The organism is Akkermansia sp. N21169, assembly GCF_029854675.1.
Taxonomy (GTDB): Bacteria; Verrucomicrobiota; Verrucomicrobiia; order Verrucomicrobiales; family Akkermansiaceae; genus Akkermansia.
On sequence record NZ_JARWNC010000041.1, the window covers coordinates 443,597 to 468,433 of the forward strand.

25 protein-coding genes are annotated in these 24,837 nt (G+C 54.7%); 12 read left to right on the top strand and 13 right to left on the bottom strand.

Annotated features, from left to right (window positions below):
• The first annotated feature begins 10 nt into the window (after positions 1 to 10).
• Both QET40_RS12310 and QET40_RS12315 read left to right on the top strand, forming a co-directional pair.
• Positions 11 to 607 carry a 3'-5' exonuclease gene (locus QET40_RS12310; protein WP_280127470.1) on the top strand — a complete coding sequence of 199 codons (597 nt, stop codon included), beginning with the start codon at positions 11 to 13 and terminating at the stop codon, positions 605 to 607.
• An 84-nt stretch (positions 608 to 691) separates the two neighbouring features.
• On the top strand, positions 692 to 2,113 hold the full coding sequence (locus QET40_RS12315) for a trehalase family glycosidase (protein WP_280127471.1): 1,422 nt from the start codon (positions 692 to 694) through the stop codon (positions 2,111 to 2,113).
• Between the two features lie 71 nt (positions 2,114 to 2,184).
• Here QET40_RS12315 and QET40_RS12320 read toward each other — a convergent pair whose 3' ends face one another.
• The gene (locus QET40_RS12320) at positions 2,185 to 3,807 is read right to left on the bottom strand and encodes a hypothetical protein (protein WP_280127472.1); all 1,623 of its coding nucleotides are present in this window, start codon (positions 3,805 to 3,807) and stop codon (positions 2,185 to 2,187) included.
• A 46-nt stretch (positions 3,808 to 3,853) separates the two neighbouring features.
• Positions 3,854 to 5,113, bottom strand: coding sequence for a cell division protein FtsA (gene ftsA / locus QET40_RS12325; protein ID WP_322190014.1), 1,260 nt, complete (start codon positions 5,111 to 5,113; stop codon positions 3,854 to 3,856).
• A 125-nt stretch (positions 5,114 to 5,238) separates the two neighbouring features.
• Between ftsA and QET40_RS12330 the strand changes: the two genes are divergently transcribed.
• Together QET40_RS12330 and QET40_RS12335 are read left to right on the top strand one after the other, a co-directional pair.
• Complete coding sequence (locus tag QET40_RS12330) at positions 5,239 to 6,399, top strand: iron-containing alcohol dehydrogenase (RefSeq protein ID WP_280127474.1); 1,161 nt, start codon at positions 5,239 to 5,241, stop codon at positions 6,397 to 6,399.
• A gap of 56 nt (positions 6,400 to 6,455) precedes the next feature.
• Positions 6,456 to 7,391: a PfkB family carbohydrate kinase gene (locus QET40_RS12335; RefSeq protein ID WP_280127475.1), complete on the top strand. Its 936-nt coding sequence runs from the start codon at positions 6,456 to 6,458 to the stop codon at positions 7,389 to 7,391.
• A 99-nt stretch (positions 7,392 to 7,490) separates the two neighbouring features.
• Here the strand turns inward: QET40_RS12335 and QET40_RS12340 are convergent, their stop codons facing one another.
• The 4 genes from QET40_RS12340 to QET40_RS12355 all read right to left on the bottom strand — a co-directional run bounded on the left by QET40_RS12340 (position 7,491) and on the right by QET40_RS12355 (position 12,081).
• The gene (locus QET40_RS12340) at positions 7,491 to 9,611 is read right to left on the bottom strand and encodes an alpha-L-fucosidase (RefSeq protein WP_280127476.1); all 2,121 of its coding nucleotides are present in this window, start codon (positions 9,609 to 9,611) and stop codon (positions 7,491 to 7,493) included.
• Between the two features lie 62 nt (positions 9,612 to 9,673).
• Positions 9,674 to 10,648: a cysteine synthase A gene (cysK, locus tag QET40_RS12345; RefSeq protein WP_280127477.1), complete on the bottom strand. Its 975-nt coding sequence runs from the start codon at positions 10,646 to 10,648 to the stop codon at positions 9,674 to 9,676.
• A 102-nt stretch (positions 10,649 to 10,750) separates the two neighbouring features.
• A complete protein-coding gene (locus QET40_RS12350; protein ID WP_280127478.1) occupies positions 10,751 to 11,209 on the bottom strand; it encodes a nucleoside-diphosphate kinase in 459 nt (152 codons plus the stop codon).
• A 95-nt stretch (positions 11,210 to 11,304) separates the two neighbouring features.
• Complete coding sequence (locus tag QET40_RS12355; protein ID WP_280127479.1) at positions 11,305 to 12,081, bottom strand: hypothetical protein; 777 nt, start codon at positions 12,079 to 12,081, stop codon at positions 11,305 to 11,307.
• A 139-nt stretch (positions 12,082 to 12,220) separates the two neighbouring features.
• Here QET40_RS12355 and QET40_RS12360 point away from each other — a divergent pair, with 139 nt between their 5' ends.
• Positions 12,221 to 13,405, top strand: coding sequence for a multidrug effflux MFS transporter (locus QET40_RS12360; RefSeq protein ID WP_280127480.1), 1,185 nt, complete (start codon positions 12,221 to 12,223; stop codon positions 13,403 to 13,405).
• Between the two features lie 84 nt (positions 13,406 to 13,489).
• Here QET40_RS12360 and QET40_RS12365 read toward each other — a convergent pair whose 3' ends face one another.
• Positions 13,490 to 15,661 carry a sulfatase-like hydrolase/transferase gene (locus QET40_RS12365; RefSeq protein ID WP_280127481.1) on the bottom strand — a complete coding sequence of 724 codons (2,172 nt, stop codon included), beginning with the start codon at positions 15,659 to 15,661 and terminating at the stop codon, positions 13,490 to 13,492.
• A 105-nt stretch (positions 15,662 to 15,766) separates the two neighbouring features.
• Complete coding sequence (locus tag QET40_RS12370; protein ID WP_280127482.1) at positions 15,767 to 16,279, bottom strand: hypothetical protein; 513 nt, start codon at positions 16,277 to 16,279, stop codon at positions 15,767 to 15,769.
• Here QET40_RS12370 and QET40_RS12375 point away from each other — a divergent pair.
• The 3 genes from QET40_RS12375 to QET40_RS12385 all read left to right on the top strand — a co-directional run bounded on the left by QET40_RS12375 (position 16,278) and on the right by QET40_RS12385 (position 18,721).
• Positions 16,278 to 16,553, top strand: a complete 276-nt coding sequence (locus tag QET40_RS12375; protein WP_280127483.1) for a hypothetical protein — start codon at positions 16,278 to 16,280, stop codon at positions 16,551 to 16,553. The two genes, QET40_RS12370 and QET40_RS12375, sit on opposite strands and share 2 nt — an antisense overlap.
• Before the next feature lie 274 nt (positions 16,554 to 16,827).
• A complete protein-coding gene (gene tsaB, locus QET40_RS12380) occupies positions 16,828 to 17,502 on the top strand; it encodes a tRNA (adenosine(37)-N6)-threonylcarbamoyltransferase complex dimerization subunit type 1 TsaB (protein ID WP_280127484.1) in 675 nt (224 codons plus the stop codon).
• Between the two features lie 76 nt (positions 17,503 to 17,578).
• Positions 17,579 to 18,721, top strand: coding sequence for a citrate/2-methylcitrate synthase (locus QET40_RS12385; RefSeq protein WP_280127485.1), 1,143 nt, complete (start codon positions 17,579 to 17,581; stop codon positions 18,719 to 18,721).
• An 88-nt stretch (positions 18,722 to 18,809) separates the two neighbouring features.
• Here the strand turns inward: QET40_RS12385 and QET40_RS12390 are convergent, their stop codons facing one another.
• On the bottom strand, positions 18,810 to 19,274 hold the full coding sequence (locus QET40_RS12390; RefSeq protein WP_280127486.1) for a tRNA (cytidine(34)-2'-O)-methyltransferase: 465 nt from the start codon (positions 19,272 to 19,274) through the stop codon (positions 18,810 to 18,812).
• A gap of 86 nt (positions 19,275 to 19,360) precedes the next feature.
• Between QET40_RS12390 and QET40_RS12395 the strand changes: the two genes are divergently transcribed.
• Positions 19,361 to 19,924 carry a ribonuclease H-like domain-containing protein gene (locus tag QET40_RS12395; protein WP_280127487.1) on the top strand — a complete coding sequence of 188 codons (564 nt, stop codon included), beginning with the start codon at positions 19,361 to 19,363 and terminating at the stop codon, positions 19,922 to 19,924.
• A 45-nt stretch (positions 19,925 to 19,969) separates the two neighbouring features.
• Here the strand turns inward: QET40_RS12395 and smpB are convergent, their stop codons facing one another.
• Both smpB and QET40_RS12405 read right to left on the bottom strand, forming a co-directional pair.
• Positions 19,970 to 20,443 (bottom strand): SsrA-binding protein SmpB, encoded by a 474-nt coding sequence (gene smpB, locus QET40_RS12400; protein ID WP_280127488.1) that lies wholly within the window; start codon positions 20,441 to 20,443, stop codon positions 19,970 to 19,972.
• A 120-nt stretch (positions 20,444 to 20,563) separates the two neighbouring features.
• Complete coding sequence (locus tag QET40_RS12405; protein ID WP_280127489.1) at positions 20,564 to 20,770, bottom strand: DNA-directed RNA polymerase subunit omega; 207 nt, start codon at positions 20,768 to 20,770, stop codon at positions 20,564 to 20,566.
• A gap of 185 nt (positions 20,771 to 20,955) precedes the next feature.
• Between QET40_RS12405 and QET40_RS12410 the strand changes: the two genes are divergently transcribed.
• Positions 20,956 to 22,023 (top strand): 3-deoxy-7-phosphoheptulonate synthase, encoded by a 1,068-nt coding sequence (locus tag QET40_RS12410; protein ID WP_280127490.1) that lies wholly within the window; start codon positions 20,956 to 20,958, stop codon positions 22,021 to 22,023.
• 68 nt (positions 22,024 to 22,091) lie between these two features.
• On the opposite strand, the gene QET40_RS12415 is transcribed toward QET40_RS12410, so the two are convergent.
• Positions 22,092 to 22,772 carry a 7-carboxy-7-deazaguanine synthase QueE gene (locus QET40_RS12415; protein ID WP_280127491.1) on the bottom strand — a complete coding sequence of 227 codons (681 nt, stop codon included), beginning with the start codon at positions 22,770 to 22,772 and terminating at the stop codon, positions 22,092 to 22,094.
• Between the two features lie 23 nt (positions 22,773 to 22,795).
• Between QET40_RS12415 and QET40_RS12420 the strand changes: the two genes are divergently transcribed.
• A complete protein-coding gene (locus tag QET40_RS12420) occupies positions 22,796 to 23,350 on the top strand; it encodes a cob(I)yrinic acid a,c-diamide adenosyltransferase (protein WP_280127492.1) in 555 nt (184 codons plus the stop codon).
• Positions 23,351 to 23,363: 13 nt separating this feature from the next.
• Here the strand turns inward: QET40_RS12420 and QET40_RS12425 are convergent, their stop codons facing one another.
• A complete protein-coding gene (locus QET40_RS12425) occupies positions 23,364 to 24,077 on the bottom strand; it encodes a hypothetical protein (RefSeq protein ID WP_280127493.1) in 714 nt (237 codons plus the stop codon).
• 39 nt (positions 24,078 to 24,116) lie between these two features.
• Between QET40_RS12425 and QET40_RS12430 the strand changes: the two genes are divergently transcribed.
• Positions 24,117 to 24,830 (top strand): SWIM zinc finger family protein, encoded by a 714-nt coding sequence (locus QET40_RS12430; protein ID WP_280127494.1) that lies wholly within the window; start codon positions 24,117 to 24,119, stop codon positions 24,828 to 24,830.
• Positions 24,831 to 24,837 lie beyond the last annotated feature (7 nt).

Genomic DNA, 24,837 nt, shown 5'->3' on the forward strand with positions numbered 1-24,837 from the left:
AGCCTCATTCATGCGTCTACCCTTCTCCCGCATCATTCAGGAATGCCGTTTCGCCGCCATTGATTTCGAATCGGCGGGAGCCGCCCCGGGAGAAACCGATCAGCCTGTCCAGATCGGCATTGCCCGCATCGGTGGATGGCAGGAAAAACCGCTTCTCTGGGAATCCTACATTGCAACAAACAAACCCGTCCTCTGGAGTGCCTCCAAGGTACACGGCATCACCACGGACATGCTTGCCGGGGCACCTTCCTTCCTGAGTCTCTGGAACACCATCCGAACCTATCTTGAAGGAGCCGTTGTCATCGGTCACAATCCGGCTACGGAAAGACGTTTTCTGCGGCATTTCCCCGGTCACGGGTTCGGCCCGTGGATCGACACGCTCGCGCTCGCGCGCATGTGCCTGCCCGGTCTGCCGGACTACTCCCTCCGTAGCGTAGCGGACGCACTGGGCGTCTCGGATAGCCTGGCTGCCCTCCTGCCCGGAAAAACCTGGCACAATGCCCTGTTCGACGCAGCGGCCAGCCTGTTCATTTTCCAAGTCGTCGTCCGCGAATTGCACCTCGAAGAGTCCCCTTTGGACACTCTCGGGGCGGCTATTAAACAATAAATATCCGCCAGTTCCTTTTGCCTTTTGGAAATGAAAGAAAGAAAAAACTCCTCATTCCCGTATGAATAGGAAATGAGATATTCCATGAACCCCACGGATTTCAAAATTCTGGCTTTTTGCTCCGGCCTGACCCTTGCCTCTCTGCCGCTATTGCCAGCGCATGCGGAAGGAGCAGGCGGAAGACCTGAGACTCCTCCTGCAAGTTCTCAACCCGGAGCCATCAACGACGACAATTTCACCCCGGAATTCATGAAAGCCTTTTACGAAGGCGCCTTGAAAATCGCCGACCGGAAAATTGCTCAAGTCGAGAAAGCCGACAAACAGTCTCCTCCCAAAGTGCCGCTGAAACCCCGTCTCGCCACCGGAGGCGGCTTCTCCGGTCTGTTCCTGTGGGACACGGTTTTCTGTACGCTCTGGGCCAAGCACGCACCGGATCATTTCCCCATCACGACATCGCTTGACAATTTTTACATGCTCCAGGAGCCTGACGGCTTTATCTGCCGGGAATTCCAACGCGATGGAAAGCCTTACTGGAGCCGGGAGCATCCCATCTCGTTCAATCCTCCTATTTTATGCTGGGCCGAGTGGGAACTGTTCGAATCAGGCGTTACGGACAAGGCCCGCCTCCACACAGTTTATCCTCACCTGAAAAAGCATCATGATTTCTGTTGGAAGGCTTACCGCCGGGACGACGGATTGTTTTACGGAGATGCCCTCGGCGGAGGCATGGACGACTTGCCCCGCCTTCCCAAAAAACCCGGATTTTCGATGGCCGGGGGAATCAATATTGAAGAAAAACATATTACCGCAGACAGCAAGGGCATGTGGAATGTCGTCAAAAACAATCCTCTCTACTGCTGGAACAAGCAGATGGGGTGGATCGACATTTCATCTCAAATGGCTTTCAATGCCCTGAATCTCTCCAGGATTGCGGAGATCCTCGGCAACAAGGACGACGCGGCCCGATACCGTGCCCAGCATGCCGAAATGGCCAAACTCATCAATGAAAAATGCTGGGACGAGAAGCTCGGATTCTATTGCGACTACTACCAGGGAGAAACCATTCCCCGTCTCCATGCCGGAGCATTCTGGGCACTCATTGCGGAAATCGTCCCCAAGGAACGGGTTCCGAAAATCGTTGCCACCCTGAAAGATCCCGCGACATTCAACCGCCCCGTCCCTCTGCCGACCCTGGCCGCCAATGAACCGGAATACAACCCGGAACACGGGTATTGGCACGGTTCCGTCTGGCCTCCGACAACCTATGTCGCCATCCGGGGGCTCATGAAGCTGGGCGAACGCGATCTGGCGCTGGACATTGCCCGCCGGTACTACAATGCCAATGCGCAACTGTGGCGCAAAACAGGTACTGTCTTCGAGAATATCTCCCCGGAGCAATGCGATCATCCCAAAGATAGAGCCGGCAATGATTTTTGCGGTTGGGGAGGGCTTGCTCCCATCGCCTTGTACAAGGAATTATTGCTGCCGGAAGCAAATAAAAAATAATTCCGTCCTGGGTTCTCTTCCCATCCGAAGTTAACAACAAAAGACTGAATCAGGCAGCCCACCAGGGCTGCCTATTTTTTCTTTCTCATAAAGGGGGGAAGATCGAGGTCTTCTCCGTCGACGATAAAGGCATCGACATTGGAAAACAGCCCCTTGCCGTCTTCGTCCTCCTCTTCTTCCGGAAGAAGGGGATCGATTGCCTCATCGGAAGATGTGGAGTCGCCGGAATCGCCGGCAAAAATTTCCGCGGGCGACTTTTCGACAAAAATCTCCTTGAGCTTGTCAAAGGGATCTTCCTCCTCTTCGACAGGCAGAGGCTCTGCCACCGGAGGAGTAACCGCTGGAGCCTCGACTTTCTTCTCGAAACGGGAACGGCGGGACTGGGGCGCACTGCGAGGAGAAGGAGCCATCGTCCGGTTTGACGGTTCAAAGGAAAAGGCAGGCACCTCGACATGCGGAACAGACGAAACATCGGAAGGAGGCTCGGGATCCTCTTGTCGAAGCTCCAATTCCGCACCAGGATCAATATCGGAATGAATGATTATAACCGGTTCCTGGACAGGAGATTCGGGAACAACCGGTTCATCGGCGGGGAGTTCGGCAACGACGGAGTGGGACAATGCATCTTCCGGCACTGCCGGCAGGGAAACGGGAGCAGGAACCGGAGAGACAACCTCCGTTGTTTCTGCGGAAAACGCGGATTCGGTCAATGGCTTGCGGACATGCTCGCGCATCGCCGTCGAGGCAAAGAGTACCAGCCGCAATTCATCGCCCGCTTCCGGGCACACGGATACGCCGAAGTGGACCTGCATTCTTCCGGGTAAAAGCCGTGCCATTTCGTCCATAGCCTTTCGGATGTCATCCAGCCCCAGCAATTCACCGCCCGTCACATGCACAAGGACTTCACTGACGCCACGCAAGGATTCCGCCGCGGCCAGGAAAGGTGACTCCATGACTTGGCGGGCAGCCTCGACGGCCTTATTGCCGCCGCGAGCCGTTCCGAACCCGAACAGGCAACTGCGATTTCTACCGGCCATCACCGTGCGCAAATCATCCAGTCCCAAACGGACCAGCCCCGGATTGCCATGAAGCATCGGCACAGCTTCGGCGGCACGCATCAACAGGCGGTTGGATGCATCGAACGCCCGGAGGACACTGCCGTCCGCCGAGACCAGATCCGCCATTTTTTCGTTGTCGAACGGCACCAGGATATCGGAATACAGGGCTAATTCCGCCAAAGCGGCACGAGCCTGTTCGGAACGGCGCGGGCCTTCAAAATCAAAAGGCATGGTAACGACCGACACCAAAAATACTCCCAGTTCTTTGGCAAGGCGGGCAATGACAGGAGCAGCACCGGATCCGGTACCTCCTCCAAGCCCTGCGATCATCACCGCCAGGGAACAGCCTTCCAACGCACGCACCAGCGAAGCTTCGCTTTCACGGGCAGCCTGGGCGCCTACCTGGGGATCGCCCCCGGAACCGAGCCCGTGCGTCACACTGCTGCCGAGGTGAATCTTATGAGGCGCGCCCGATGATTCCAGCAAACGGATATCCAAATTGACGGAATAGAGGGAACACCCCGGCAATTCCTTCTTTTCCATCAGGTGAAGGACATTGCTTCCCGCACCACCCAGCCCAATGATCGCAACGCGAGGGGGAGTAGTCGGTTCGTCGCTAGGAGAATAAGTCAGCATGAAATCGATAGAACTAAAGAATGGAACATTTGAAGGAGTTTGCCGTTCAACGTTTTTTCTTCATAATCAAATTTTTAAGGGATCCCAGAAAACCGGTTTTGCGAGGCAGTTCCGCATCAAGGATCTGCGCATACCGAATCAGGCCGATAGCCGTCGCATAACGTGGATCGTCCAGATAGGTAGCCGAACCCTGATCTTCGGACATGCTCGGCTGGTTAATCGGCACTCCGAACATACGGGAAGCCAATTCGCCGACGCCTCTCATCAGGCTGGCGCCTCCGCACAGGTACACCTCGCTGCAACGGTGTTTCTTGAATACATCGTCGGGCAAGCATTTCTTGAGAACCTTGAAGGTTTCCACAAGGCGGTTCTGAATCAACTCATTGAGAACCGTCCGTGAAACGGAGAAATCTTTCATGCCGGGGTCGCCGACCAAACGAGCCATATCGCTCGAACGTCCGGGACTGCCGTAGGCATCTCCTTCCGTCTTTTTAAGCAACTCCGACTTGACCCAGGGAATACCCGTGTACTGGCGGATATCATTGGTAATGTGATCTCCGCCGAGCGGCACGCAACCGGAGGCGGTAAGCTGGCCTTCGATGTACAAGGCATAATCGGTCGTACCTCCCCCCATGTCGATGAGGAGGGCTCCCGCCTGCTTGCTCTGGCGACTCAGCACGTATTGAGCCGTAGCCAGAGGCGCGAAAACGACATCCTCGACTTCCAGAGGGACTTCCCGCACGCAACGCAGGGAATTGGTGATACGAGTCTTCATGCCGTGAATAATATGGCAGTCGATGTCAAGAGTCCGTCCGGACAAGCCTTCCGGATTGCTGAGATTCTCCTGCCCGTCCACGGAGAAAAGTCCCGGCACGCGGTGCAGGACAAACTGATCCGGGCCAAGGGGACAGTCCTTGGCAATGTCCGTCACCTCATCCATATGCTCGCGGCTGATGATACTTTCATCCTCCGGAAGACGGAACGTGCCGCGGTTCGTTTTTCCCACGATGTGGGAGCCGGTCACAGAGAGGTAAACCGTCATAATGTCCACATCAGCATGATCCTGGGCAAGCACCCAGGCATCGTAAATGCTCTGGATGGCTTTTGCCGGATCGGCTATTTCGCCCTTGATCACACCGGAGCTCTTGACCTCCCCCACGCCAATGATCGTCACGGTGGCGTCGGGCTTCACTTCCCCGACGACCATGCAAGTCTTGCTAGTCCCTATTTCCAATCCTACGTGTATCTTCGTATGTCCCATGGAGCCAGTCGTTAAGTTTCCTTGCGCATTTGTGCCACAATTCATTTCCCATATCAACTACAAGACTTGTGAAATCACGATTAATCATGTCCGCATCATCCTGCACCCCCTGAACCGACCGGGCAGGCTGGCTGCTTGACGACTGCAGCAGGCCTTGCTAGGGTTGGCCCATGTTCGAAAATTTTCAATTCTTGATGCCCGCGGATATTCATTTTGGTCCCGGTTCCCTGAACAAACTTGCCGAGATCGAACTCCCCGGTACGAAAGCCATGATTGTTATCGGCGGTTCCTCCGTCAAGCGGCTCGGTTATCTCGACCGGGTGCGCGCCCTCCTCAAGGAAAACGGCGCCGACTCCATCGTATACGATAAAATCCAGCCCAACCCCATCGTGGAACACGTGATGGAAGCCGCCGCCATCGCCTGTGAGGAAAAATGCGATTTCGTCATCGGCCTCGGAGGAGGCAGCAGCATGGACTCCGCCAAATCCATCGCCGTCATGGCAACCAATCCCGGCCATTACTGGGATTACATCAGCGGAGGAAGCGGCAAGGCGCTCCCGGTTCCGAACAAACCTCTGCCCATTATTTGTATCACCACGACAGCCGGGACCGGCACGGAGTCCGACCCCTGGACGGTGATCACCAAGGAAGATACCCATGAGAAAATAGGCTTCGGCTACAAAGGTACGTTCCCGACAATATCCATTGTCGATCCGGAACTTATGACAACCGTTCCTCCGCATCTGACGGCCTACCAGGGGTTCGATGCCCTGTTCCACTCCGTTGAAGGCTACATCGTCAAAATCGCCTCTCCCATCAGCGACATGTTCGCCCTCAAAGCTATCGAATACCTTGCCAAGTATCTCCCCACGGCCGTCCGCGACGGCGGCAACATTGAAGCCCGCAGCTATGTCGCCCTGGCCAACACCTACTCCGGCATTGTAGAAACCGCGTCCTGCTGCTCGTCCGAACACTCCATCGAACATGCCCTGAGCGCCTATGATCCCTCCCTGCCCCATGGCGCCGGACTCATCATGATTTCCAAGGCTTATCATGAAACCTACGGTCCCTCCAGTCCGGAACGCTATGCCCAAATGGCTGTAGCCATGGGAGAAGAACCCTCCGTCGATGGTTTCATCCGCGCGCTAGTCGCCCTCCAAAAGGCCTGCGGAGTGGATTCCCTGAAAATGTCGGACTACAAACTGGTACCGGAAAAATTCCGTACTTATGCCAAGACGGCATTTGATACCATGGGCAGCCTGTTCGCTATCGACGTGCCCCGCTTCACCATTGATGACGTAGTGGAAATCCTCAAAAAATCCTACAAGTAATCCATTCACCAACCCGACGGGAACGGTTGCAAGCCGTTCCCGCTTTTTTTGTTTCCATGTCAGCCCGCATTCTTCTCTCCGGCACCATCGGCATTGATACGATTATTACGCCTACCGACCGGGCGGACTCCGTCCTGGGTGGTTCCGCTTGTTTCGCCGGAGTTGCGGCACGGCTCTTTGCCGACTCGGTGGACATCCTCAGTATTATCGGCAACGACTTTCCCGGAGACTGGATGGTATCCCTCGAACGGCAACACGTCAATCTCGACCATGTCGTCCGCTACCAGGGCCCGTCTTTCGCCTGGACAGGAGAATACTACGACAATATGAACAAACGGCGTACCGTGTCCGCCAAAGATGAAGTCATGGTCAACTGGGAAGTAGATGTCCCGGAAGTCCTGCGCGATCACCCGGTCATCGTCGCAAGTTGCATGGTACCCGCCCGCCAGCTCCAGTTCCTGAACCAGTGCCGTAATCCCCGACTCGTCCTGACGGACTCCATGGACAAGTGGATTACGCGTCAGCCGGAAATGCTCGACGCCGTCATGCACCTCTCCCACATTGCCCTGATGAATGAAGACGAAGCCAAAGGGTACGCCCATACCGACAGTCTTCTTGAAGCCGGAGAACACATTCTTTCCCTAGGGCCCGCATTTGCCATTATCAAGCAGGGGGAATACGGGGCAAGCCTCTTTGCCCGGAATGCACGAGGCGGATTGCGACTGTTCCGTTGCCCCGCCTGGCCTTTGAGATCCGTCGTCGATCCCACCGGAGCCGGCGACACGTTTCTCGGCGCCCTTTCCGGCTACCTTGCCTGCCTGCCGGATCTGACACCCTCCTTCGACGATGTCAAACGAGGCATCGTCCATGCCACGGTAGCAGCCTCCTTCACCTGTGAATCCTTCTCTGCCGATGCCCTGTTCACAATGGACAGAAAGTGCTTCGACGAACGCCTCACGGAATACCGCGCCATGACCCGCTGGGACTGGTAGGCAACATGCATTAGCCGTCCGAATAAATGAACCACCTTCGGATAGACAAACAGGGCTGATTCCAAACATGGAACCAGCCCTGTTGGATAAAGGTGCAAATTACCGTGCCGCTTCGACGCCGAGTTCCGCCACAACAACGTGGTTGCCATCGACGACGGATTTGGCAACAAAGCGCATGTAGCGAGCCTTAACCGGATGTTTCATCGCGATCTTCTGGCGAATAGGATTAGCCTTGATATTAGAGAATTCCCCTGTGGCGGCAGGGCGGCCCCAGTTTTTCCCATCATTGCTCAGATACACTTCGTAGTGGCTGACGATGCCACGGGTCGTACCATCCTGCCGGGGTGTATAGTACACGGCAGAAACCGGAATATCGGCCCCCATGTCGATATCAATAGCCTGTGGAGGAGCGATTTCTCCGGAACCGGCGTGCGTGTGCCACAAAGTACGTGGATTGCCATCGATGGCAGCCTTCGGATCAGAGGCGGCTTGTTCAGCGGCGATGACCTTCCAGTCTGCCGTGCTAACGGGGAGTTCTTCAGTAACGACGGAAGACATTTCTTCTCCACGGAATGCACGAGCGGCAATTTTACCGCCAAGCGGTAAATTCAGAGGTTCCTTGTATTCCGGAGACAAAGTCCCCGGTTCCGTGCCGTCGAGGGTATAACGAAGCGTCATGCCGGAGGGAGATTTCAATTCAACCTTGCCCTCGGCGTTCCGAACGACTTCCGGGGCTTTCATCACAACCGGGCGCTTCCAAAGCGAAATTTCGCTCAAGGCCGGTTCGGCATCCGCCGCATCGATGGATACGCGAACAGCTTTGGTTTTGACAAGCTTACCCTGACGCAGGGTGTGGCCGCCAATGCTGCTGCCGTCAACCCATGGCACAAACTGGCCATCCTCCAAAACGGAGACGGAGAACTTACGAATTCTCTGTCCCAGCTGAATCGGTTCCGCCAAGCGGATGACGTCGAACTCGGCCTCTTCCGGCAAATTCAATGTCACCGTACCCGTCTTGTGACCATCGGCAGCCATCCAGAAAGTCGTTCTCTTGCGATCCAATACCCGAGAAGCATCCGTTCCCGGGCGAGTGGAATCCGCCGAAACGACAGCACCGGCTGCAAAGTTGCGGGAATAAAGTTTTTTGAGGAGTGCGGCGAATCCCTTCAGAGCTACCTCATCATTTTCATGGATGCGCCCGCGGCGATCCGGCGGAACATTGAGATTGAGATTGGCTCCGCGGCCAACGCTGCAAAAGTACAGTTCCATCAGGTTTTCCGGAGTCCTGACACGTGCATTTTCAGATTCGTGCCAGAACCAGCCCGGACGAATGGAAACATCCGCCTCGGCTGGAATCCAGAATTTGCCGTTCACGTCTCCGGATGGGAGATTGCCGGAAGTGCAATGCCCGGGAGCGGCAAGGGAAGCATCAGGGCTCTTAGGTTCATACGTCGCCCAGCAGGGATAATTGGCAAAACCCGATTCATTGCCGACCCATCGGCATCCCGGTCCGACATCGGAGAAAATGACGGCTCCCGGCTGAAGCCGGTGCACGAGTTCCCAGGTTTTGGGCCAATCGTAGTAGGTACTACGGTCAATGGAACGCTTTTCCCGTTTGCCACCGTAGTAACCGTCGCCTCCATTGGCACCGTCGTGCCATACTTCAAACAAGGGACCATAATTGGTCAGCAATTCTCGAAGTTGTTCGCGGTAGACCTTGATGTATTCCGGCGTTCCGTAGGCAGGATGGTTGCGGTCCCAGGGCGAAAGATAAATGCCGAACTTCAACCCGTATTTTTTACAGGCGTTGGCGAAGTCGCGTACGACATCTCCTTTGCCGTGCTTCCACGAAGAGGAAGCTACGCTGTGCTTGGTCGTCTTTGTCGGCCACAGGCAAAAGCCGTCGTGATGCTTGGCCGTGAGGATAATCCCTTTCATGCCCCCATCGGCCATGACCTTGACGATTTGCTCCGGGTCATAATCCGTCGGGTTGAACATGTCCGGTGATTCGTCACCAAATCCCCATTCCCTTCCCGTAAACGTGTTCGTCGTAAAATGAACAAACCCGTGCATTTCCATGTCGTTCCACGCCAACTGAGCTGGCGAAGGCACCGCCCCGTACGGACGGGGGGCTTCAACGTCCATGGAAGCCGGACTACTCCACGCCAGCGCGGCAATACCGGCCAGCATGGAACAAAGGAGAGTCGAATTGTTCGTCATAGCGTAGAATATACGCTATAAAAGGGCATTCTCTTTCAAAATCTTTGATCTTACATCGTTCCCTATCGACTGATGGGAAGGTGTGTGACTTGTTCCCGGACATTCCTGACCAGCACGGTACTCATGTACCGTTCTACGGCGGAAGAGGCCACCGTCACAATACGCTTGCCCTCCATGCCGGGACGCCGGGCCAGTTCCAGAGCAGCGTACACATTGCCTCCCGTGGAAATACCGGCAGGAATCCCTTCTTCCTTGTTCAGGCGCCGGGCCATTTCGACAGCGGCCTCTCCCGGAACAGCAATGACTTCATCCAACAGGGATACGTCCAGAATAGAGGGGATAAATCCGGCTCCTATTCCCTGGATCAGATGAGCCCCCGGGGAACCTCCCGACAACACAGCGCTTTCGGACGGTTCCATGCCGACGATACGGACACCGGGACATTCTTCCTTCAAGCGGCGTCCAATACCCATAATCGTCCCGCCGGTACCGATTCCAGCAACGAACACATCCACACGACCGCCCGTCTGAGCCACAATTTCGGGGCCGGTCCCCATGTAATGGGCTTCGGCATTAGCCGGGTTGGAAAACTGATCGGGCATGAAGGCATTGTCACCGTATTTCTCCGTCAACTCCCGGGCTTTATCGATAGAACCTTTCATAGCCAGGGAACCGGGAGTCAGGACAATTTCCGCACCGAGCATGCCGAGCAAAGCCCGGCGTTCCACCGACATGGTCTCCGGCATGACCAGCAGACACCGGTACCCCAGGCTACGGGCAACGAAGGCCAGCCCGATTCCCGTATTGCCGGAGGTCGGTTCGATAATCAAGCCACCCGGTTTCAGGAGTCCCCGGCGTTCGGCATCGCGGATCATGAAAAGGGCCACCCTGTCTTTAATACTGAAAAGAGGATTGCGGAATTCGCACTTCAGTAGAATTTCAGCAGGACTGCCCTCCGTCACCTTATTCAGACGGATCATGGGCGTCCCCCCGATCGTATCAATGACGTTTGCCGCTATGCCTGAGTTAAAATCCATACCGGATATTTACTCTCTTTTCCATCTCCCGTCCACGGAGAATTTAAAAAGGGATGTCCCCCCGGGAGGACATCCCCAATCAAACAGTTGAACCATCAGGGATCAACTGAGATAATCGAACAATTCACCCGGCTTAAAGAAACGGGCAAGTTCCGTCGCTGCCGATTCGGGGCTATCGGAAGCGTGACAAATATTCATCATGCTATCGGTGCCGTAATCGCCGCGGATCGTTCCCTTGGGAGCCTTGGTGGAATTGGTAGGTCCAAGCAATTCGCGTACGCGTACGATCACGCCGGGGCCGCTCAAAGCCACAGCGACGACCGGGGAACTGGTCATGAAAGCGAGCAAACGGGGAAAGAGAGGGGTTCCGTCGATCACAAGATCAAGAATATGTGCATAGTGTTCTCTTAAAATCGCTTCATCCAGCTGGATCATTTTCAGCCCGCGAAGGCGGAATCCTTCATGCAGGAGCCGCTTCAAAATCGTACCGGAAAGGTTTTTGCGCACACAGTCGGGCTTGAACAAAATCAGAGACGTTTCTTCGTTTGTGTAAGGAGTCATTGTCAATACTCAATTATTAATGTAGGCATGCGGAGTACACTGCCCGGGAGGGGTACGTCAAGGCAAATCACACGAAAAATTGTGACGAAAACTCGTTACAAGGGGACGGCATAGGTCGCACAACGGTTCAACCAACCCTGGAGCCACCTGCGTTCGCCGCGGTCGGCAGGACTATTGGCAACGCGCCGGGAAAGGACCTTTCCGGCCGCTCGGGAAAACTCTGTAGAAGCCGCATTTCCCGCAACGACGGGCCGCATCTCCTCCAGCACCTGAAGGAGCCCCCATCCCTGGTTGCGGTACCGCTCCGCGGCGTTCACGCCCTCCCCTTTAAAATTGACATAGTCGATCAACGCATACATCCCCTGAGGAGTCGAGGCCACGGCATAATATTTCCGCGAGATATCCTCCGGATTCTTCGCTTCACGGCAAATCCTCTGCAAAGCCGATACCGAGCGTTTGATGATGAAATCCGCCTGGATTTCCGTATGGGAGGCCAGCCATGCACGCATGACATCGGCCAATCCCCCTTTTTTGTCGGAAGCCAAAAAAGCCTGCCTGTCCGCCCAGGGGGCAGTCCCGCGCGCCCAGGAAGGCACGGTAACGCCCTTGGACGCGGCAAAGCGGACAAATTCCGGGAAACTCTCCTCAAACGGCCCGCGGACACCTCGAGGGTACCAGATAAAATGCCCGATTCCCAAGGAAGGAAAGTTCTCCCCTTTGTTCCATGACACAAGGCCCTTCACGGAACCGGCACATTCGTTCTGCCAGATCTTACGGGCAATTTTATCCTTTACTCCTTCCGTAGAAGGCGCAGAGGCAGACAGGGAAACGAAGCCCAAAACAATACAAGCGCACAGCAGAAGGTATTTCATGCAACTACTGTTATCGAATCCCCTCCCCTGTCAATTCCGATCCCTCCGCATGCCGGTCATCACATCATGTAAAATAATTACCAAATAAAAACTATTATCTTGCATTATTAATTTCATTTCGATAACAAACAATCATCTCATGAGTCGCGCCTACCGTCTTTTCATCTACATTTTCCTAGCGGCACTATCGGGCTTTGCTCCCTTGCTCACGGATATGTATCTGCCGGCCCTCCCGATGATGGCAGACAGTTTCTCGACGACTCCCGTCATGGTTCAACTGAGCCTGACGACCAGCATGATCGGCCTGGCTATCGGACAGATCCTCATCGGCCCTCTCAGCGACAAATACGGGAGGCGGAATCCTCTCCGCATCTCTCTCCTTCTCTTTCTGGCATCGACAGGAGGATGCATACTGGCGTGGGACATCCATTCCTTCCTGGCATTCCGCGTGCTCCAGGGAATGGCCGGAGCAGGCGGCATCGTCCTCTCCCGTTCGATCACGACCGATTTGTTTACCGGGAAGGATCTGACACGCGCCTTCGGCATTATCATGGCCATGAACAGCCTGGCTCCGATGATCTCCCCCATCTGCGGCAGCCTGCTGCTGGAAGTGACGAACTGGAGAGGGATCTTCGTTTTCCTGTTCGCCCTGGGCATAACTATCACGATCCTATCCCTGCGGTTCAAGGAATCCCTGCCCGATGGGAAACGTCTCCAGGCATCGCCTGTTGCCTCTCTTGCTCAATTCCGTTATCTGTTCCGAAACCGCTCCTTCATGTTATACAGCTTATTGCAGGGAGCCACATTCGGGATTCTGTTTGCCTATATCTCCTCATCTCCCTATGTCCTGCAAAACCACTATGGCTTAAATCCCATGATGTTCGGAGGAGCCTTCGCTGTCAATTCCCTGGCCATGGTAGCCAGCAGCCTCGTTCTTTCTTCCTTTTCCAATGTGCGGATCGCTTTGCGGACAGGCTGTATCCTGGGTATCTTGACGACAATTTCCACAGCGGGAATTCTGCTGGCGGACGGCCCGTTATGGCTGTTTGAGGCCAGTCTGTTCCTTGCCTTGTTCTTCCTGGGATTGATCATGCCGTCTTCGACCATTCTCGCCATGAACAGCGAGAAAAAACGTGCCGGAACGGCCTCAGCCTTCCTGGGAGCCGTCCTGTTCGGCGCCGGCGGACTCGTCTCACCGCTCGTTGGCATCGGAAATATTTGCCATTCGACGGCTATCGTTTTCCTGGCAAGCAGCCTGGTTGTCGCCGTTCTCATGGGGTTCCTCCATTTCAGGACGTATCACTCCGCCGGCGACCCGGCTTGAATGCATAGGAAGGGGAAACAACGAGGCCGTTCCGATGGGTGTCGGAACGGCCTCGTTGAAAATCAGATCTGTTGAAACAGCCTCCTATCGGTTCTGATGAGCCGACACCTGGAAGAACGCATCGGCAGGCACCAGTGCCTTTTTGATCTGCGGACCTTTCCAAGAGAAATCCAGTACGGGAGCGCTTTCTCCGGCGCCATGGACGTAACCGATGGTGATCGGATGCAACCCGGCCTTCAAATGAACGGGAGTCATACCGGTCTTGGCCGGTTTGCATTCATCCGTGCCCATTGCGGCGGATGAATCCACTTCTTCTCCCGGAGTATAGGCAAAGTCCGCATCGACAAGAGCCATCCCGTCCTTGCCATGCAGGCGAACGAAGGCCTTGGAACCGGAGTTTGCATCCGTCTTGACGAAGAATTTGTAATCTCCGTCCTTCGGGATGCGGATCAACCCGGACCATTCCCCAGAGAATCCCTTTTTGTCCGATGCCAGGGAAGCGGGAAAAACCAATCCGTTGACGGATTCCGTCTTGGTCCCCTTGGGAGCGCGCGGCACCCAAGGAGCCGGTTTACTGTCGATCAATGCAAAAGCGAGACCCGGTTTGGCATCGGGAGCTTCTACCCCCGGGACGAGTTCATTGTCATACGGACGGTGGACAAGATTGCCCCGGACCGTATTATTATAATCGTATACGCGGCGAACCCGGAGGACCTTGTCCTTCATCTCCTGCTGCAACTTCGAAGCATTGGGCAGGGACGTTGCAAGATTGTTCGTTTCCTGGGGATCTTTTTCCGTGTCGAAGATTTGGAAATCGTCCGACTGATTTTTGATTCCGGTACGGACACCGATGTACTTGCCGATGTAAACAGCCTGCTGCTGACCGCGAATCGCATTCTTATGTTCATCGGCAAAATCGGCATAGGCAGGAGTCTTTCCCCCGTAATTGTATTCGAAATAAACAATACCGGGTTCCTGGCGCTCTCCATGCCCCGTCAGTGTCGGGATCAGGGAGGTGCCGTCCGTACGGGCGGGAACCGGCACGCCGGCGACTTCGGCAAATGTAGCCATCCAGTCGTGGAACTGTCCCGGATTTTGGGAAACCTGTCCGGCCGGAATGGCGGCGGGCCAACGAACCAGAGCCGGAACACGCATGCCGCCTTCCCACATGTCGCGCTTGATTCCATCAAACGGGCCATAGGAACGGAAGAAGGAGGGATTCTGGACGAACTTGTAGAAACTGCCTTCATTATGGGGGCCATTGTCGGAAGCGAACACCACCAAAGTATTTTTATCGATTTTAAGATCCTTAAGCAGGTGGAGGATATCGCCCACGCCTTCGTCAATACGGCCGATCATCGTTGCATGGCGCTTGGCGAATTCGGGCCAGTCCTGCCTTTTATATCGGGGATAGATGAAGGAATCAATCTCTCCGGAAGCGGTGTTGATAATCCGTCCGGGTTCGCCAATCCACTGAACCCCGCCCTTGAGACCTCCCCCGGAAGGATAAGCCTTGGTCGGAACTTTCAGCGCAGCATGGGGAGCAATGTAGGTCAATGCCAGGAAAAACGGCTTGCCAGGATCTTCCTTTTCATGATCCACAATCCATTTTTTTGCACGAGCTGTCAGAAGATCCGTCGAATAGGCCTTGTCGCAATCTTTCGTGATAATCTTGTCGTTGTCCCAAATAGCCGTGATGCCTCGGGGACCGGCGGCCGGATCATTTGCCGGATAATGACGATGCCCGGCAATATGGTCGAGATAACCGAAAAAGTAGTCAAATCCCCGCTTCGTGGGAAACGCTGTCGATTCATCGGGACCTCCGCCGCTTTCACGGCCTCCGCCCAGTCCCCATTTGCCGATCAGGGCCGTCGAATAACCGGCCTGCTTCAGCACGGAAGCCAGCGTATGGGAATTCTCCAGAGGCATGTCGAACGTATTGTCTCGGACAACGCGGGCATTCCCCTGATGAACGCCGGAAAACAAAGAAGCACGGGAAGGAGCGCATACAGGAGCGCCGGAATAGTGCCGGCGGAGCTGGATACCCTCCTTGCCCATCTTGTCCAGATTGGGCGTAGTAAGAACGGGTTTCCGCTCTTTATGACGGTCATTCTGGTAAAAACATCCGAGATCTCCCCACCCCATGTCATCGACAAGAATAAAAACAATATTGGGCTTGGGTGCCTTCGCCGATGCAGGAAGGCTCCATCCTGCCAGGCAAACCGGAACAATAAGCAAATAATGGAAGAAGCGCATACAGGGAAGTATTCTAATCAATATGTTTCATATATCCACAAAAAAGAGTTCATTTCCTCACAGAAAGCAACAAGACAGGTACGCCCCGGCACCCGAAAGGATTATTCAGTGCACCACCCCGGCAAACCAGACCGCCAATTCATGGAACGTATTCCACATGTCCAGGGAATTGATTTTCAGCCCGAGCCAAAACGCCTTGAATCCAACAAGTCCGCACAACATCAACATCCCTGTCAGCAGCACCAGATTGGCCAAATAAACAATCATCAGGGAAAAAAACGTTCCGTTTTCTTTTAAATCGGGCTGATCCTTGGGAATGATCCAACTCGTCCAGTACAAGTGATAGGCCCACCAGAAACCGATGCCGCCGTATAGCAGGGCCTGCCATCCGTCGAGAGGCCATATCCAATTGATCACGGCATAAATACCGGCCCAGACTAACGCCCACAAAGGAATGAAATAGGGGGACAGGGCAATAAAAAGATTGTTTTTATTCGTCTGGACATGCCCGCCATCCAGTGCCGCACGAAACCCGGACACCTTGCCGAAACTCAGGATCACGGCTACGGCATGCGTCAGTTCATGCCCCAGGACATACCAGTACAAAAACGGCGACATGCAAATGCGGATCGCCGCCAGCACGATCCACACCAAGCACCCCATGATGGAAAACCACACGGCTTCCGACAACCAGACGTCCACATTGGTCCTGGATTTCACCACCTCGCCGAAAAGCGTCATCGACAATAGAATGGCCAGCGGTAAAAACACGAAGACCCCCATCATCCGGCGCATCCACTTCCTCCACCCCGTCGGAAAAGCCAAATCCTCCACCATCCCGGCATCCCAGGAATCATCCCAGTACTCGGTCGAAGCCATCCGGGCCTTGTAGGAAACCGCTTTAGCCCTCCGATTGCACTGTGAAAGCATTTCCAAAACAGGAGGATAAAGCGGAGGCCTCGAATCATCCGCATACTTCCTCCATTGTCTTTGGGGGAAGGGATTACTTTTCTTGGCTTGCTTCTGCATGGAGGGAACTACCTGAGTTCGTAGAGAAAAAGAAGAAAAGAGTCAATTCCATTTACGACAGGGGGGGTGATTCATTTCCCCCGTCCACAACAATATTTTAATTCCCGTTACAGGCAAATTAGGGTACTCTGCACCACATGGAAGGAGATCTACTGACTATTGAAACATCGGGATCCCATGCCTCCATGGCACTTTGGAAGGGAGGACAATTCTCCGGGGAAAGATCATGGACTGCAGAACGCCATCATTCGTCCAGCATCTTCCCGCATTTGAAGACACTTCTCGGCATGCCGGGCGAATTGAGGATTTCTACCATCGTCGTGGGAGCAGGTCCCGGATCATACGGAGGAATCCGCGTTGCGTTGGCTGCAGCAGACGGCATTTCCCTAATCCACGGAAGCCGGGTCGTTTCCCTGTGTTCCTGGGAAGCCATCCCCGCCGAGGGCAAATCCGACTATCGAGTCATCTCCGATGCCCGCCGCAACGGATGGGCCGTCGCCACTTTCCGCAATCGCCGCCTACAGGGCGAGATTGCCATCATGGACACCGAGGAATTGAAATTAGCCCTTCCCGGCTGGCGGTCTCAGGGGGAAACCGTCTATTCTCCGGAGGATCCCGACGTCACGGCAACCCTGGATTTCCCGGATAGCTCCTCTGCACAAATCCCTTCCGCCCGCATTCTCGGTGAAGCATGGTTCAACCGGAACGACCAGGAACGCGTCGCCCTGCTGGAACACGCTCCGGCTCCCATTTATGTACGGCCTCCTCATATTACCGCCGCCAAACGTCCGGCATGGGCGACCCGGCAGTAGTTAAGGCTTGACTTCTGTTCTCTCATTATACTTTTATGCAGCCGCAAACAGGGAACTCCGCAAATTCCTAAAAACTATGAATGACAACAACACAACTGATGCACCCGTATATGCCAAGGGGCTGAAAGGCGTTATTGCCAACGAATCGTCTTTGAGCGACGTACGTGGCGAAGAAGGCCGTCTGCTCTATTTGGGATATGATATTGAAGATTTGGTTGAGTTATGCCATTTCGAGGAAATCATTTTCCTGCTTCTCAACAAACGCCTTCCGAACAAGGATGAACTGAAGCATGTCTGCCAGCGCCTGCGCAGTGACCGGGAACTCCCGCAACCTATTCTGGACTTCTTCAAAGCAGCTACCAAGTCCGCGCGTCCCATGTCCGCCCTCAGAACGGCCGTATCCATGCTCGGCATGTACGACGACCGCACTAAAGATCCATCCCAGGTTAAAGAAATCGGACTCAGCCTGATCGCTAAAATCCCTGTCATGGTCGCCTACTACCATCGCGTCTGCGCCGGGCTCGACCTGCCACCCGTGCGCGAGGATCTTGACGAAGCTTCCCACTTCCTCTGGCTTCTCAAAGGCACGGAACCGGATCCCGACGAAGCCCGCACGCTTGATGTCGCCTACATCCTGCATGCCGACCACGGAATGAATGCCTCCACCTTCGCCGCGCGCGTCTGTATCTCCACCCTTTCGGACATGTATTCCGCTATCACCTCCGCCATCGGCACCCTCAAGGGGCCCTTGCACGGAGGAGCCAATGAAGGCGTCATTGAAATGCTCAAGGAAATCGGTGAAGAAGCCAATGTCGAAAGCTACATCACAAAAAAACTCGCCAACAAGGAAAAGATCATGGGCATGGGACATCGCGTGTACCGTACCCTTGATCCTCGCGCTCCCCACCTGCGCCGCATGGCTATCCGCCTGACAGAAAAAATCGGCGAGCCCAAATGGATCCGCATGTCGGAAAAAATCGCCAAAATCATTCGCGAGCGCAAAGGCTTAAATGCCAACGTCGACTTTTATTCCGCCACGGTTTATTATAGCATCGGCGTTCCAACGAAACTTTTTACAGCTATTTTTGCGATTGCGCGCGTCGCCGGCTGGGTGGCCCAGGTTCTGGAACAACTGGAAGACAACCGCATCTACCGTCCGTTGACTGCATACGTCGGCCCCAAGGTACCGATTCCCGTCCCGACTATCGACATGCGCTAAAAAAAACACGGTTTTTATCCGATTAACGCTCCGGCAGGAAGTACCCTTCCCCGGAGCGTTTCCGGTTTCCACGACATTCCCCTAGCTCTTATCCACGCACGGCACGCATACCCTCGTACAGCACAATCGCCACGGAAGTGGAAAGATTCAAACTCCGGGAACCCTCGCCCGGCATCGGAATAGTCAACGCACGAGCGGCATTTTCATGCAGGAGGCTTTCCGGGAGGCCTTTGGATTCAGGCCCGAATATAAAATAATCCCCCCGTTGGAAACCGGCATCCCAATACAATGTCTTCGCCTTGGTAGACAAATACCAAAACCGGGAACCCGGTTCTGCGGACCGGATCAATTCCTCCAGAGAATCCCATACGCACAAATCAACCTTCGCCCAGTAATCCAGCCCCGTCCGCCGGATGTGTTTTTCATCCAGGCTAAAACCGAGCGGCTTGATTAAATGGAGCCTGGAACCGGTAGCCAGAGCCAGGCGTCCGGCAGCTCCCGTATTGTGCGGGATCTCCGGATGGAACAGGACAAGATGAAAGGCAGGTGTCATGGATCGGGGAGAATTATGCCCCCAAATACACCATGAAAGCAAGTGGGACTTGAGCCTATCCCCGATCTCGGCTAATCTGACAAGGCATGAAGGACATCGTTTACTTTGACTTGGAAACGCGCCACTCTGCCGCCGAAGTAGGAGGCTGGCATAATACCGCGGAAATGCGCATGTCCGTCGGAGTCACCTACTCCACCCTGCTGGACGAATACAAGATCTATCGCGAAGAAGAAGTCATGGAACTCATCGACCAGCTCCGCAAGGCAGACCTCGTCGTCGGCTACAACCACCTCCATTTCGACTATGGTGTCCTCCAACGCTACGATATGTGGAGCATGGCCGACACGACCCGCAACCTCGACCTCTGCAAGGACATCGAAGACCGTTACGGATTCCGGCTCAAGCTCGACTCAATTGCCGGAACTTCACTCGGCAACTCCAAAACAGCCGTCGGAACCCAGGCGCTCAAATGGTGGGCGGAATACGCCAAAACCGGCAATGAGGATCTTCTCATGGAAATCGCAAAATACTGCTGTTTTGACGTCAAAGTCACTCGCGACGTCCATCGCTACGGAATTGAACACGGCCACGTCAAGTACGACGACAAAAAAGGAGGCATCGCCGAAATCGCCGTCGATTGGGCTCGCTGAACAAATGGAGCGGACATGAGGAATCTGCCCGGAGCAACTTTCGCCTTACCGTCTGTTGAAGCGGGAGACTTCCCGTTGAGCTTCGCGCATTTCTACACGAGCCTTAAGGTCGTAGCGCTGATCCTGATGTGTTTTGCCCTTGCCGACGCCAAGTTCCAACTTAACCTTGCCTGATTTCCAGTACAAGCGCAGAGCCGGGAGGGAACAGCCCTTCTGGGCGAGAAATTGTTCCAGCTTGAAGATTTCCCTTTTGTGCATGAGGAGACGGCGAGGGCGTTTGGCTTCATGCTGGAAGAAAGCGCCGGCCGTCTCCCAAGGTTGAATATCACACCCGTACAACAGAAGCTGCCCTCGTTCCACTCGGGCAAAGGAATCGGACAAATTGACTTTGCCGGCGCGGATGGATTTAACCTCCGTACCCTTCAATTCGATGCCGCATTCATGCTTCTCCAGAATTTCAAAATCCCGGCGAGCTTTTTTATTGGTGGAAATTTCGGAACTTGTCTTCTTGTCTTTCATGGGGAGAGGAAAAAAGCCTCTACTTGTCAAAGAGGAGGCTTGTTGATCACCTCGGAGGAAGCAAGGGAGGCTGCCTCCGGTTTGTTTCTCGTTGTCCGACGAATTACCAGGCCACGCGGACTATCCCACTTGCTCGGTTTCTTCGTACACCAGCTTGCCTTCGATGATTTCAGTCAGGGCAATATCGGCGGCGCCCATGTGCGGAGTGGTCGGGATCAAGGGAGCACGGCCTTTATTCAACTGATCAACACGCTTGGAAACAATGTTGACCAAAATCTGGGAATCCTTAATTATCTTGGCGGCTTTCTCTACCAGTTCTACTTTCATGAGACGTGTCTATAAGGGGCTACCCTCTTAATCGGGCAAGCTATATAAAACAATCCCGCATCCGTTGGCAAGCCCCTAATTGCTTGAATGTGACATGAATTTCTGTCAAATATCCTGTTTCACCGTCTGCATACGGTGTTTTTCCTTTTCATCGGGCTCTAAAAAACGCTCAATAGATTCCGTACATGAACTGGTTCAAGACAGACGACGTCCGCATCACCGATATCGAACCGCTTATCTCCCCGGCAATCCTCATCAAGGACTATCCGGCGACACCGGCGATCACTCAAATGATCTCGGAAGCGCGCAAGACGGCAGATGACATTATCGAAGGCAAGGATGACAGATTGCTCGTCATCGTTGGCCCCTGCTCCATCCATGATCCGGAAGCTGCAGTCGAATATGCAACCCGCCTCCATGAACAAATGACGCGATTTAAAGACGAGTTGTCCATCGTCATGCGCGTCTATTTTGAAAAACCGCGTACCACCGTAGGCTGGAAAGGCCTGATCAACGACCCCTTCCTCAACGAATCCTACGACATCAACCGCGGCCTGCACATGGCTCGCGGCCTCCTGCTCCGCATCGCCGACCTCGGCGTACCCGCCGCTACGGAATTCCTCGACACGATCACACCGCAGTACATTGCCGACCTGATCACGTGGGGGGCTATCGGAGCTCGTACGACGGAAAGCCAGGTCCACCGCGAACTGGCCTCCGGACTGTCCATGCCCGTCGGATTCAAGAACGGAACGAGCGGTTGCCTGCAAATCGCCATCGACGCGATCATTTCTGCATCTTGTCCGCACTGTTTCCTTTCCGTGACCAAGCAGGGAGTGTCCGCCATCGTATCCACCGCCGGCAATAAATCCTGCCACCTCATCCTCCGCGGTTCTACGGAAGGACCAAACTACTCACCGGAACACATCCGCGAAGCGACCGAAAAACTCCGCAAGGCCGGTATCGAAAACCGCATTATGGTTGATCTTTCCCATGGCAACAGCAAGAAGGATTATCGCAACCAGCCCGTCGTCGCCGAAGAAATCGCCAATCAAATCGCAAACGGCAATCCGGAGATCTGTTCGGTCATGATCGAAAGCTTTCTTGTCGAGGGCGCCCAAAAGATCAGCTGCGATATGGAATACGGGAAAAGCGTCACCGACCAGTGCATTAACTGGGATACCACGGTGAATGTACTCGAAGTCCTCGCCGACGCCGTTAAAAAGCGCCGCGAAGTCCTCAAAAAGGCCTGAGACAGGCTCCCGTCACGACTTCCAGCAATCCCCAGCAGCCCGTTCCGGGTTTGCCGGGGATTGTTCTTTCACACACCTTTCTTATCCCCCCACAGGGTCATGTGCAGGCGGTCGGAAAAACGGAATCCCCTCCGAATGCACAATTCCGCCACGTTGCGCCGGACTCCTTCCAGACACGCCAGACTGCCGGCCTGAGGCATCACAATGACTCGGGAACGCTCCACACCGCATGTCTCTATGAGAAACTCGACATCCTTGATATCACGCTCGGATTCGACGACGAATTTAAACCACGATTTTTCTCCGGCCTCATTGGCGAACCATGATAATACCGCCGGATTCAATGACCGAGCATTACCCGCATGCGCCAATTTGGGCGATACGTTGAACTGTGAAATCCGGCGAGCAACCGCCGCATCGGGTATGATGGTTCCATTGGTTTCCACCTCCATCATATGGTTCGGGAGAAGCTCCAGAAAATCAGGCAATTCCTTCTGTTGAACCAGAGGTTCCCCTCCCGTCAGAACAAGACGGCGGCATGGAAAGCGAAGCACAAGTTCGGCAACATCGCACGGCTCCATTTCCACGGCACGGACACTGCCGTCCCATGAATAAGCCGTATCGCACCACGAGCAGGCAAGGTTGCAGCCGGCCAGGCGGACAAAGACGGCAGGCATACCGATGGATGCCCCTTCTCCTTGTAGAGAGTGAAAAACCTCGGGGACATTATTTAATCGTGCCAACTTCATGGATGCGTGTTATAGGGGGATTCATGAGCGTTATTACCAAAAGAGGAGACGATGGTCAAACCGACCTCATGTTCGGCAAGAGAAGTTCCAAGACAGCCCCCCGTATTGAAACGTACGGAACAGTGGATGAACTCAATGCCGTCCTGGGGGTCGTCCGCCATTCGGGCATCTCCACAGCGACCACCGACATACTCGACGGCGTCCAGCAACGCCTCGTCGGGCTCATGGGAGAGTTGGCCACATTGGAAGAAGACCTTCCCAAATACGATGAAAAAGGCTACGCCCGCATCAAGCCGGAAGATGTCACCTGGGTGGAATCAACCTCCAAGAATCTGGAAAAAGACTGTGATATCCGTTTTAAGGGTTGGGCTCGTCCCGGCAAGGAAGGCAACTCAGGTTCCGCCCATCTGGACTGGGCTCGCACCGTTTGCCGACGGGCGGAACGCCGCGTCGTCGGCCTCAGGATGAGCGGGGATCTGAGCAATGTCGATTCGGCTCTTTTCCTCAACCGCCTTTCGGATCTTCTCTGGATTCTGGCAAGATTCGAAGCCCTGTCATCCACGGAACTCCAAGCGTAAAGCCCACCCGCCGTCATCGTGGCAGGATGCGGGGAAATCCTGCCACACGACTCCAGGCCATGGCATCAAGGCAGGCGTCCAGTGCATAGGCATCTTCGGAGAGCTGAGGCCACATTCCAGCCTCCCGCAACCCTTTGCGGGCAATATCCGCTGCTTTTTTCTCCCGCATTTGAGTCGGAACAGCAGCAAAAGTGAGGAATGCCCAAGTAAAAACGGCCAGGGAAGAAACCAGCATGACGTCCGCACGCTTTGTAAAAATAAGGGCCAGGGCAATCAAAGCCACAAAAAACGGGATCATTCTGGAACGGTTAATAGACTGGGTACGGTTTTTGTCGCCGGAGGGATCTTCTTCCGCCATTATGGCAAGAGCCCATGTATGGGCGACGCAGGCCATGCGCCCGGTTGTAACTTTTTCTTCCCACTGAACGGGTAAAACCATGCTGCCATCCTTGCCGTTGTAGGAGGGATGGCGCCCGGGGACAATCTGGCGCTGCTTCCTCCCCACACCGTCCAGGCGGTGAACTAGGCCGACCGGGCCGGGGAATCCAGGCAAAGGACGTTCCCCATACGAAAACAAGGGACTCCTGGCCTTGCCATAGCGCAAGGACATCAACACCAAAAAAACAATTCCGCTCAGCAGCAAGAAGAATACCTGCAACATGTGCTCTTGCATGCCATAGACACGGCAACTCGTCAACCCGCGCCAACGCCATGCTTGCTCAGCCATACGTTTACCGTTATCATAGGGGGCAAGGACAATACGCCCATGTGCAGCTTTTGCGACGACGATGAAAAACCCGCCAATACGTCCCAACTCAAGGAGTGGGCTGCGGAAATGCTCCGTCTTTTGGACGACGGCACCAGGGAGCTCCGTCCCGTCCGCGCCTCGGGACGCAATCTGACCCGCAACTTCTGGGGCAGACAATGGATGAAACACCTTGCCCTTAGCGAGACCTACGGCATGCGCCTGGCTCCCGGCAGAACTTATCTGCGGTGCGGATGCGTTCTGGATCTCCGCATCGGAAAAGGTTCTATCGAAGCGATTGTAGCAGGAGAAAGCGCCTACGAAGTTACCATCGGCATCCGCCCGCTCGACGCCGATGAAATCGAAAAGCTCAGGGAAGCATGCGCAGGACGCCTGTCCTCGTGGATCGACCTGCTGAAAGGAGAAACCGGGCCAGAACTTCTTACAATCCTCTGCGACCCCGATTCGGGAATTCTCCCCAATCCCGAAGACTGGAAAATGTCCTGCACCTGTCCCGACTGGGCCGATCTGTGCAAACACGCGGCGGCGGCCCTGTATGCCGTCGGCGTTCTTCTGGACGATACTCCAGAGCTCTTATTTACCCTGCGGGGAATCCGTCCGGAAAATCTGCTGCCCACTTCATCTCCGGAAAGTATGATACCGGATTCGGAAACCGAAAAAAACCGCCTGAAAGGCAAGGATCTGTCATCGTTGTTCGGAATCGACCTTGGGTAAGTCTCCG

Bases quoted from the DNA above. Each gene is read 5' to 3' on its own strand.
- QET40_RS12310 (WP_280127470.1), top strand. From the start codon at position 11: ATGCGTCTACCCTTCTCCCGCATCATTCAGGAATGCCGTTTCGCCGCC.
- QET40_RS12315 (WP_280127471.1), top strand. From the start codon at position 692: ATGAACCCCACGGATTTCAAAATTCTGGCTTTTTGCTCCGGCCTGACC.
- QET40_RS12320 (WP_280127472.1), bottom strand. From the start codon at position 3,807: ATGCTGACTTATTCTCCTAGCGACGAACCGACTACTCCCCCTCGCGTT.
- ftsA (WP_322190014.1), bottom strand. From the start codon at position 5,113: ATGAATTGTGGCACAAATGCGCAAGGAAACTTAACGACTGGCTCCATG.
- QET40_RS12330 (WP_280127474.1), top strand. From the start codon at position 5,239: ATGTTCGAAAATTTTCAATTCTTGATGCCCGCGGATATTCATTTTGGT.
- QET40_RS12335 (WP_280127475.1), top strand. From the start codon at position 6,456: ATGTCAGCCCGCATTCTTCTCTCCGGCACCATCGGCATTGATACGATT.
- QET40_RS12340 (WP_280127476.1), bottom strand. From the start codon at position 9,611: ATGACGAACAATTCGACTCTCCTTTGTTCCATGCTGGCCGGTATTGCC.
- cysK (WP_280127477.1), bottom strand. From the start codon at position 10,648: ATGGATTTTAACTCAGGCATAGCGGCAAACGTCATTGATACGATCGGG.
- QET40_RS12350 (WP_280127478.1), bottom strand. From the start codon at position 11,209: ATGACTCCTTACACAAACGAAGAAACGTCTCTGATTTTGTTCAAGCCC.
- QET40_RS12355 (WP_280127479.1), bottom strand. From the start codon at position 12,081: ATGAAATACCTTCTGCTGTGCGCTTGTATTGTTTTGGGCTTCGTTTCC.
- QET40_RS12360 (WP_280127480.1), top strand. From the start codon at position 12,221: ATGAGTCGCGCCTACCGTCTTTTCATCTACATTTTCCTAGCGGCACTA.
- QET40_RS12365 (WP_280127481.1), bottom strand. From the start codon at position 15,661: ATGCGCTTCTTCCATTATTTGCTTATTGTTCCGGTTTGCCTGGCAGGA.
- QET40_RS12375 (WP_280127483.1), top strand. From the start codon at position 16,278: ATGCAAATGCGGATCGCCGCCAGCACGATCCACACCAAGCACCCCATG.
- QET40_RS12370 (WP_280127482.1), bottom strand. From the start codon at position 16,279: ATGTCGCCGTTTTTGTACTGGTATGTCCTGGGGCATGAACTGACGCAT.
- tsaB (WP_280127484.1), top strand. From the start codon at position 16,828: ATGGAAGGAGATCTACTGACTATTGAAACATCGGGATCCCATGCCTCC.
- QET40_RS12385 (WP_280127485.1), top strand. From the start codon at position 17,579: ATGAATGACAACAACACAACTGATGCACCCGTATATGCCAAGGGGCTG.
- QET40_RS12390 (WP_280127486.1), bottom strand. From the start codon at position 19,274: ATGACACCTGCCTTTCATCTTGTCCTGTTCCATCCGGAGATCCCGCAC.
- QET40_RS12395 (WP_280127487.1), top strand. From the start codon at position 19,361: ATGAAGGACATCGTTTACTTTGACTTGGAAACGCGCCACTCTGCCGCC.
- smpB (WP_280127488.1), bottom strand. From the start codon at position 20,443: ATGAAAGACAAGAAGACAAGTTCCGAAATTTCCACCAATAAAAAAGCT.
- QET40_RS12405 (WP_280127489.1), bottom strand. From the start codon at position 20,770: ATGAAAGTAGAACTGGTAGAGAAAGCCGCCAAGATAATTAAGGATTCC.
- QET40_RS12410 (WP_280127490.1), top strand. From the start codon at position 20,956: ATGAACTGGTTCAAGACAGACGACGTCCGCATCACCGATATCGAACCG.
- QET40_RS12415 (WP_280127491.1), bottom strand. From the start codon at position 22,772: ATGAAGTTGGCACGATTAAATAATGTCCCCGAGGTTTTTCACTCTCTA.
- QET40_RS12420 (WP_280127492.1), top strand. From the start codon at position 22,796: ATGAGCGTTATTACCAAAAGAGGAGACGATGGTCAAACCGACCTCATG.
- QET40_RS12425 (WP_280127493.1), bottom strand. From the start codon at position 24,077: ATGGCTGAGCAAGCATGGCGTTGGCGCGGGTTGACGAGTTGCCGTGTC.
- QET40_RS12430 (WP_280127494.1), top strand. From the start codon at position 24,117: ATGTGCAGCTTTTGCGACGACGATGAAAAACCCGCCAATACGTCCCAA.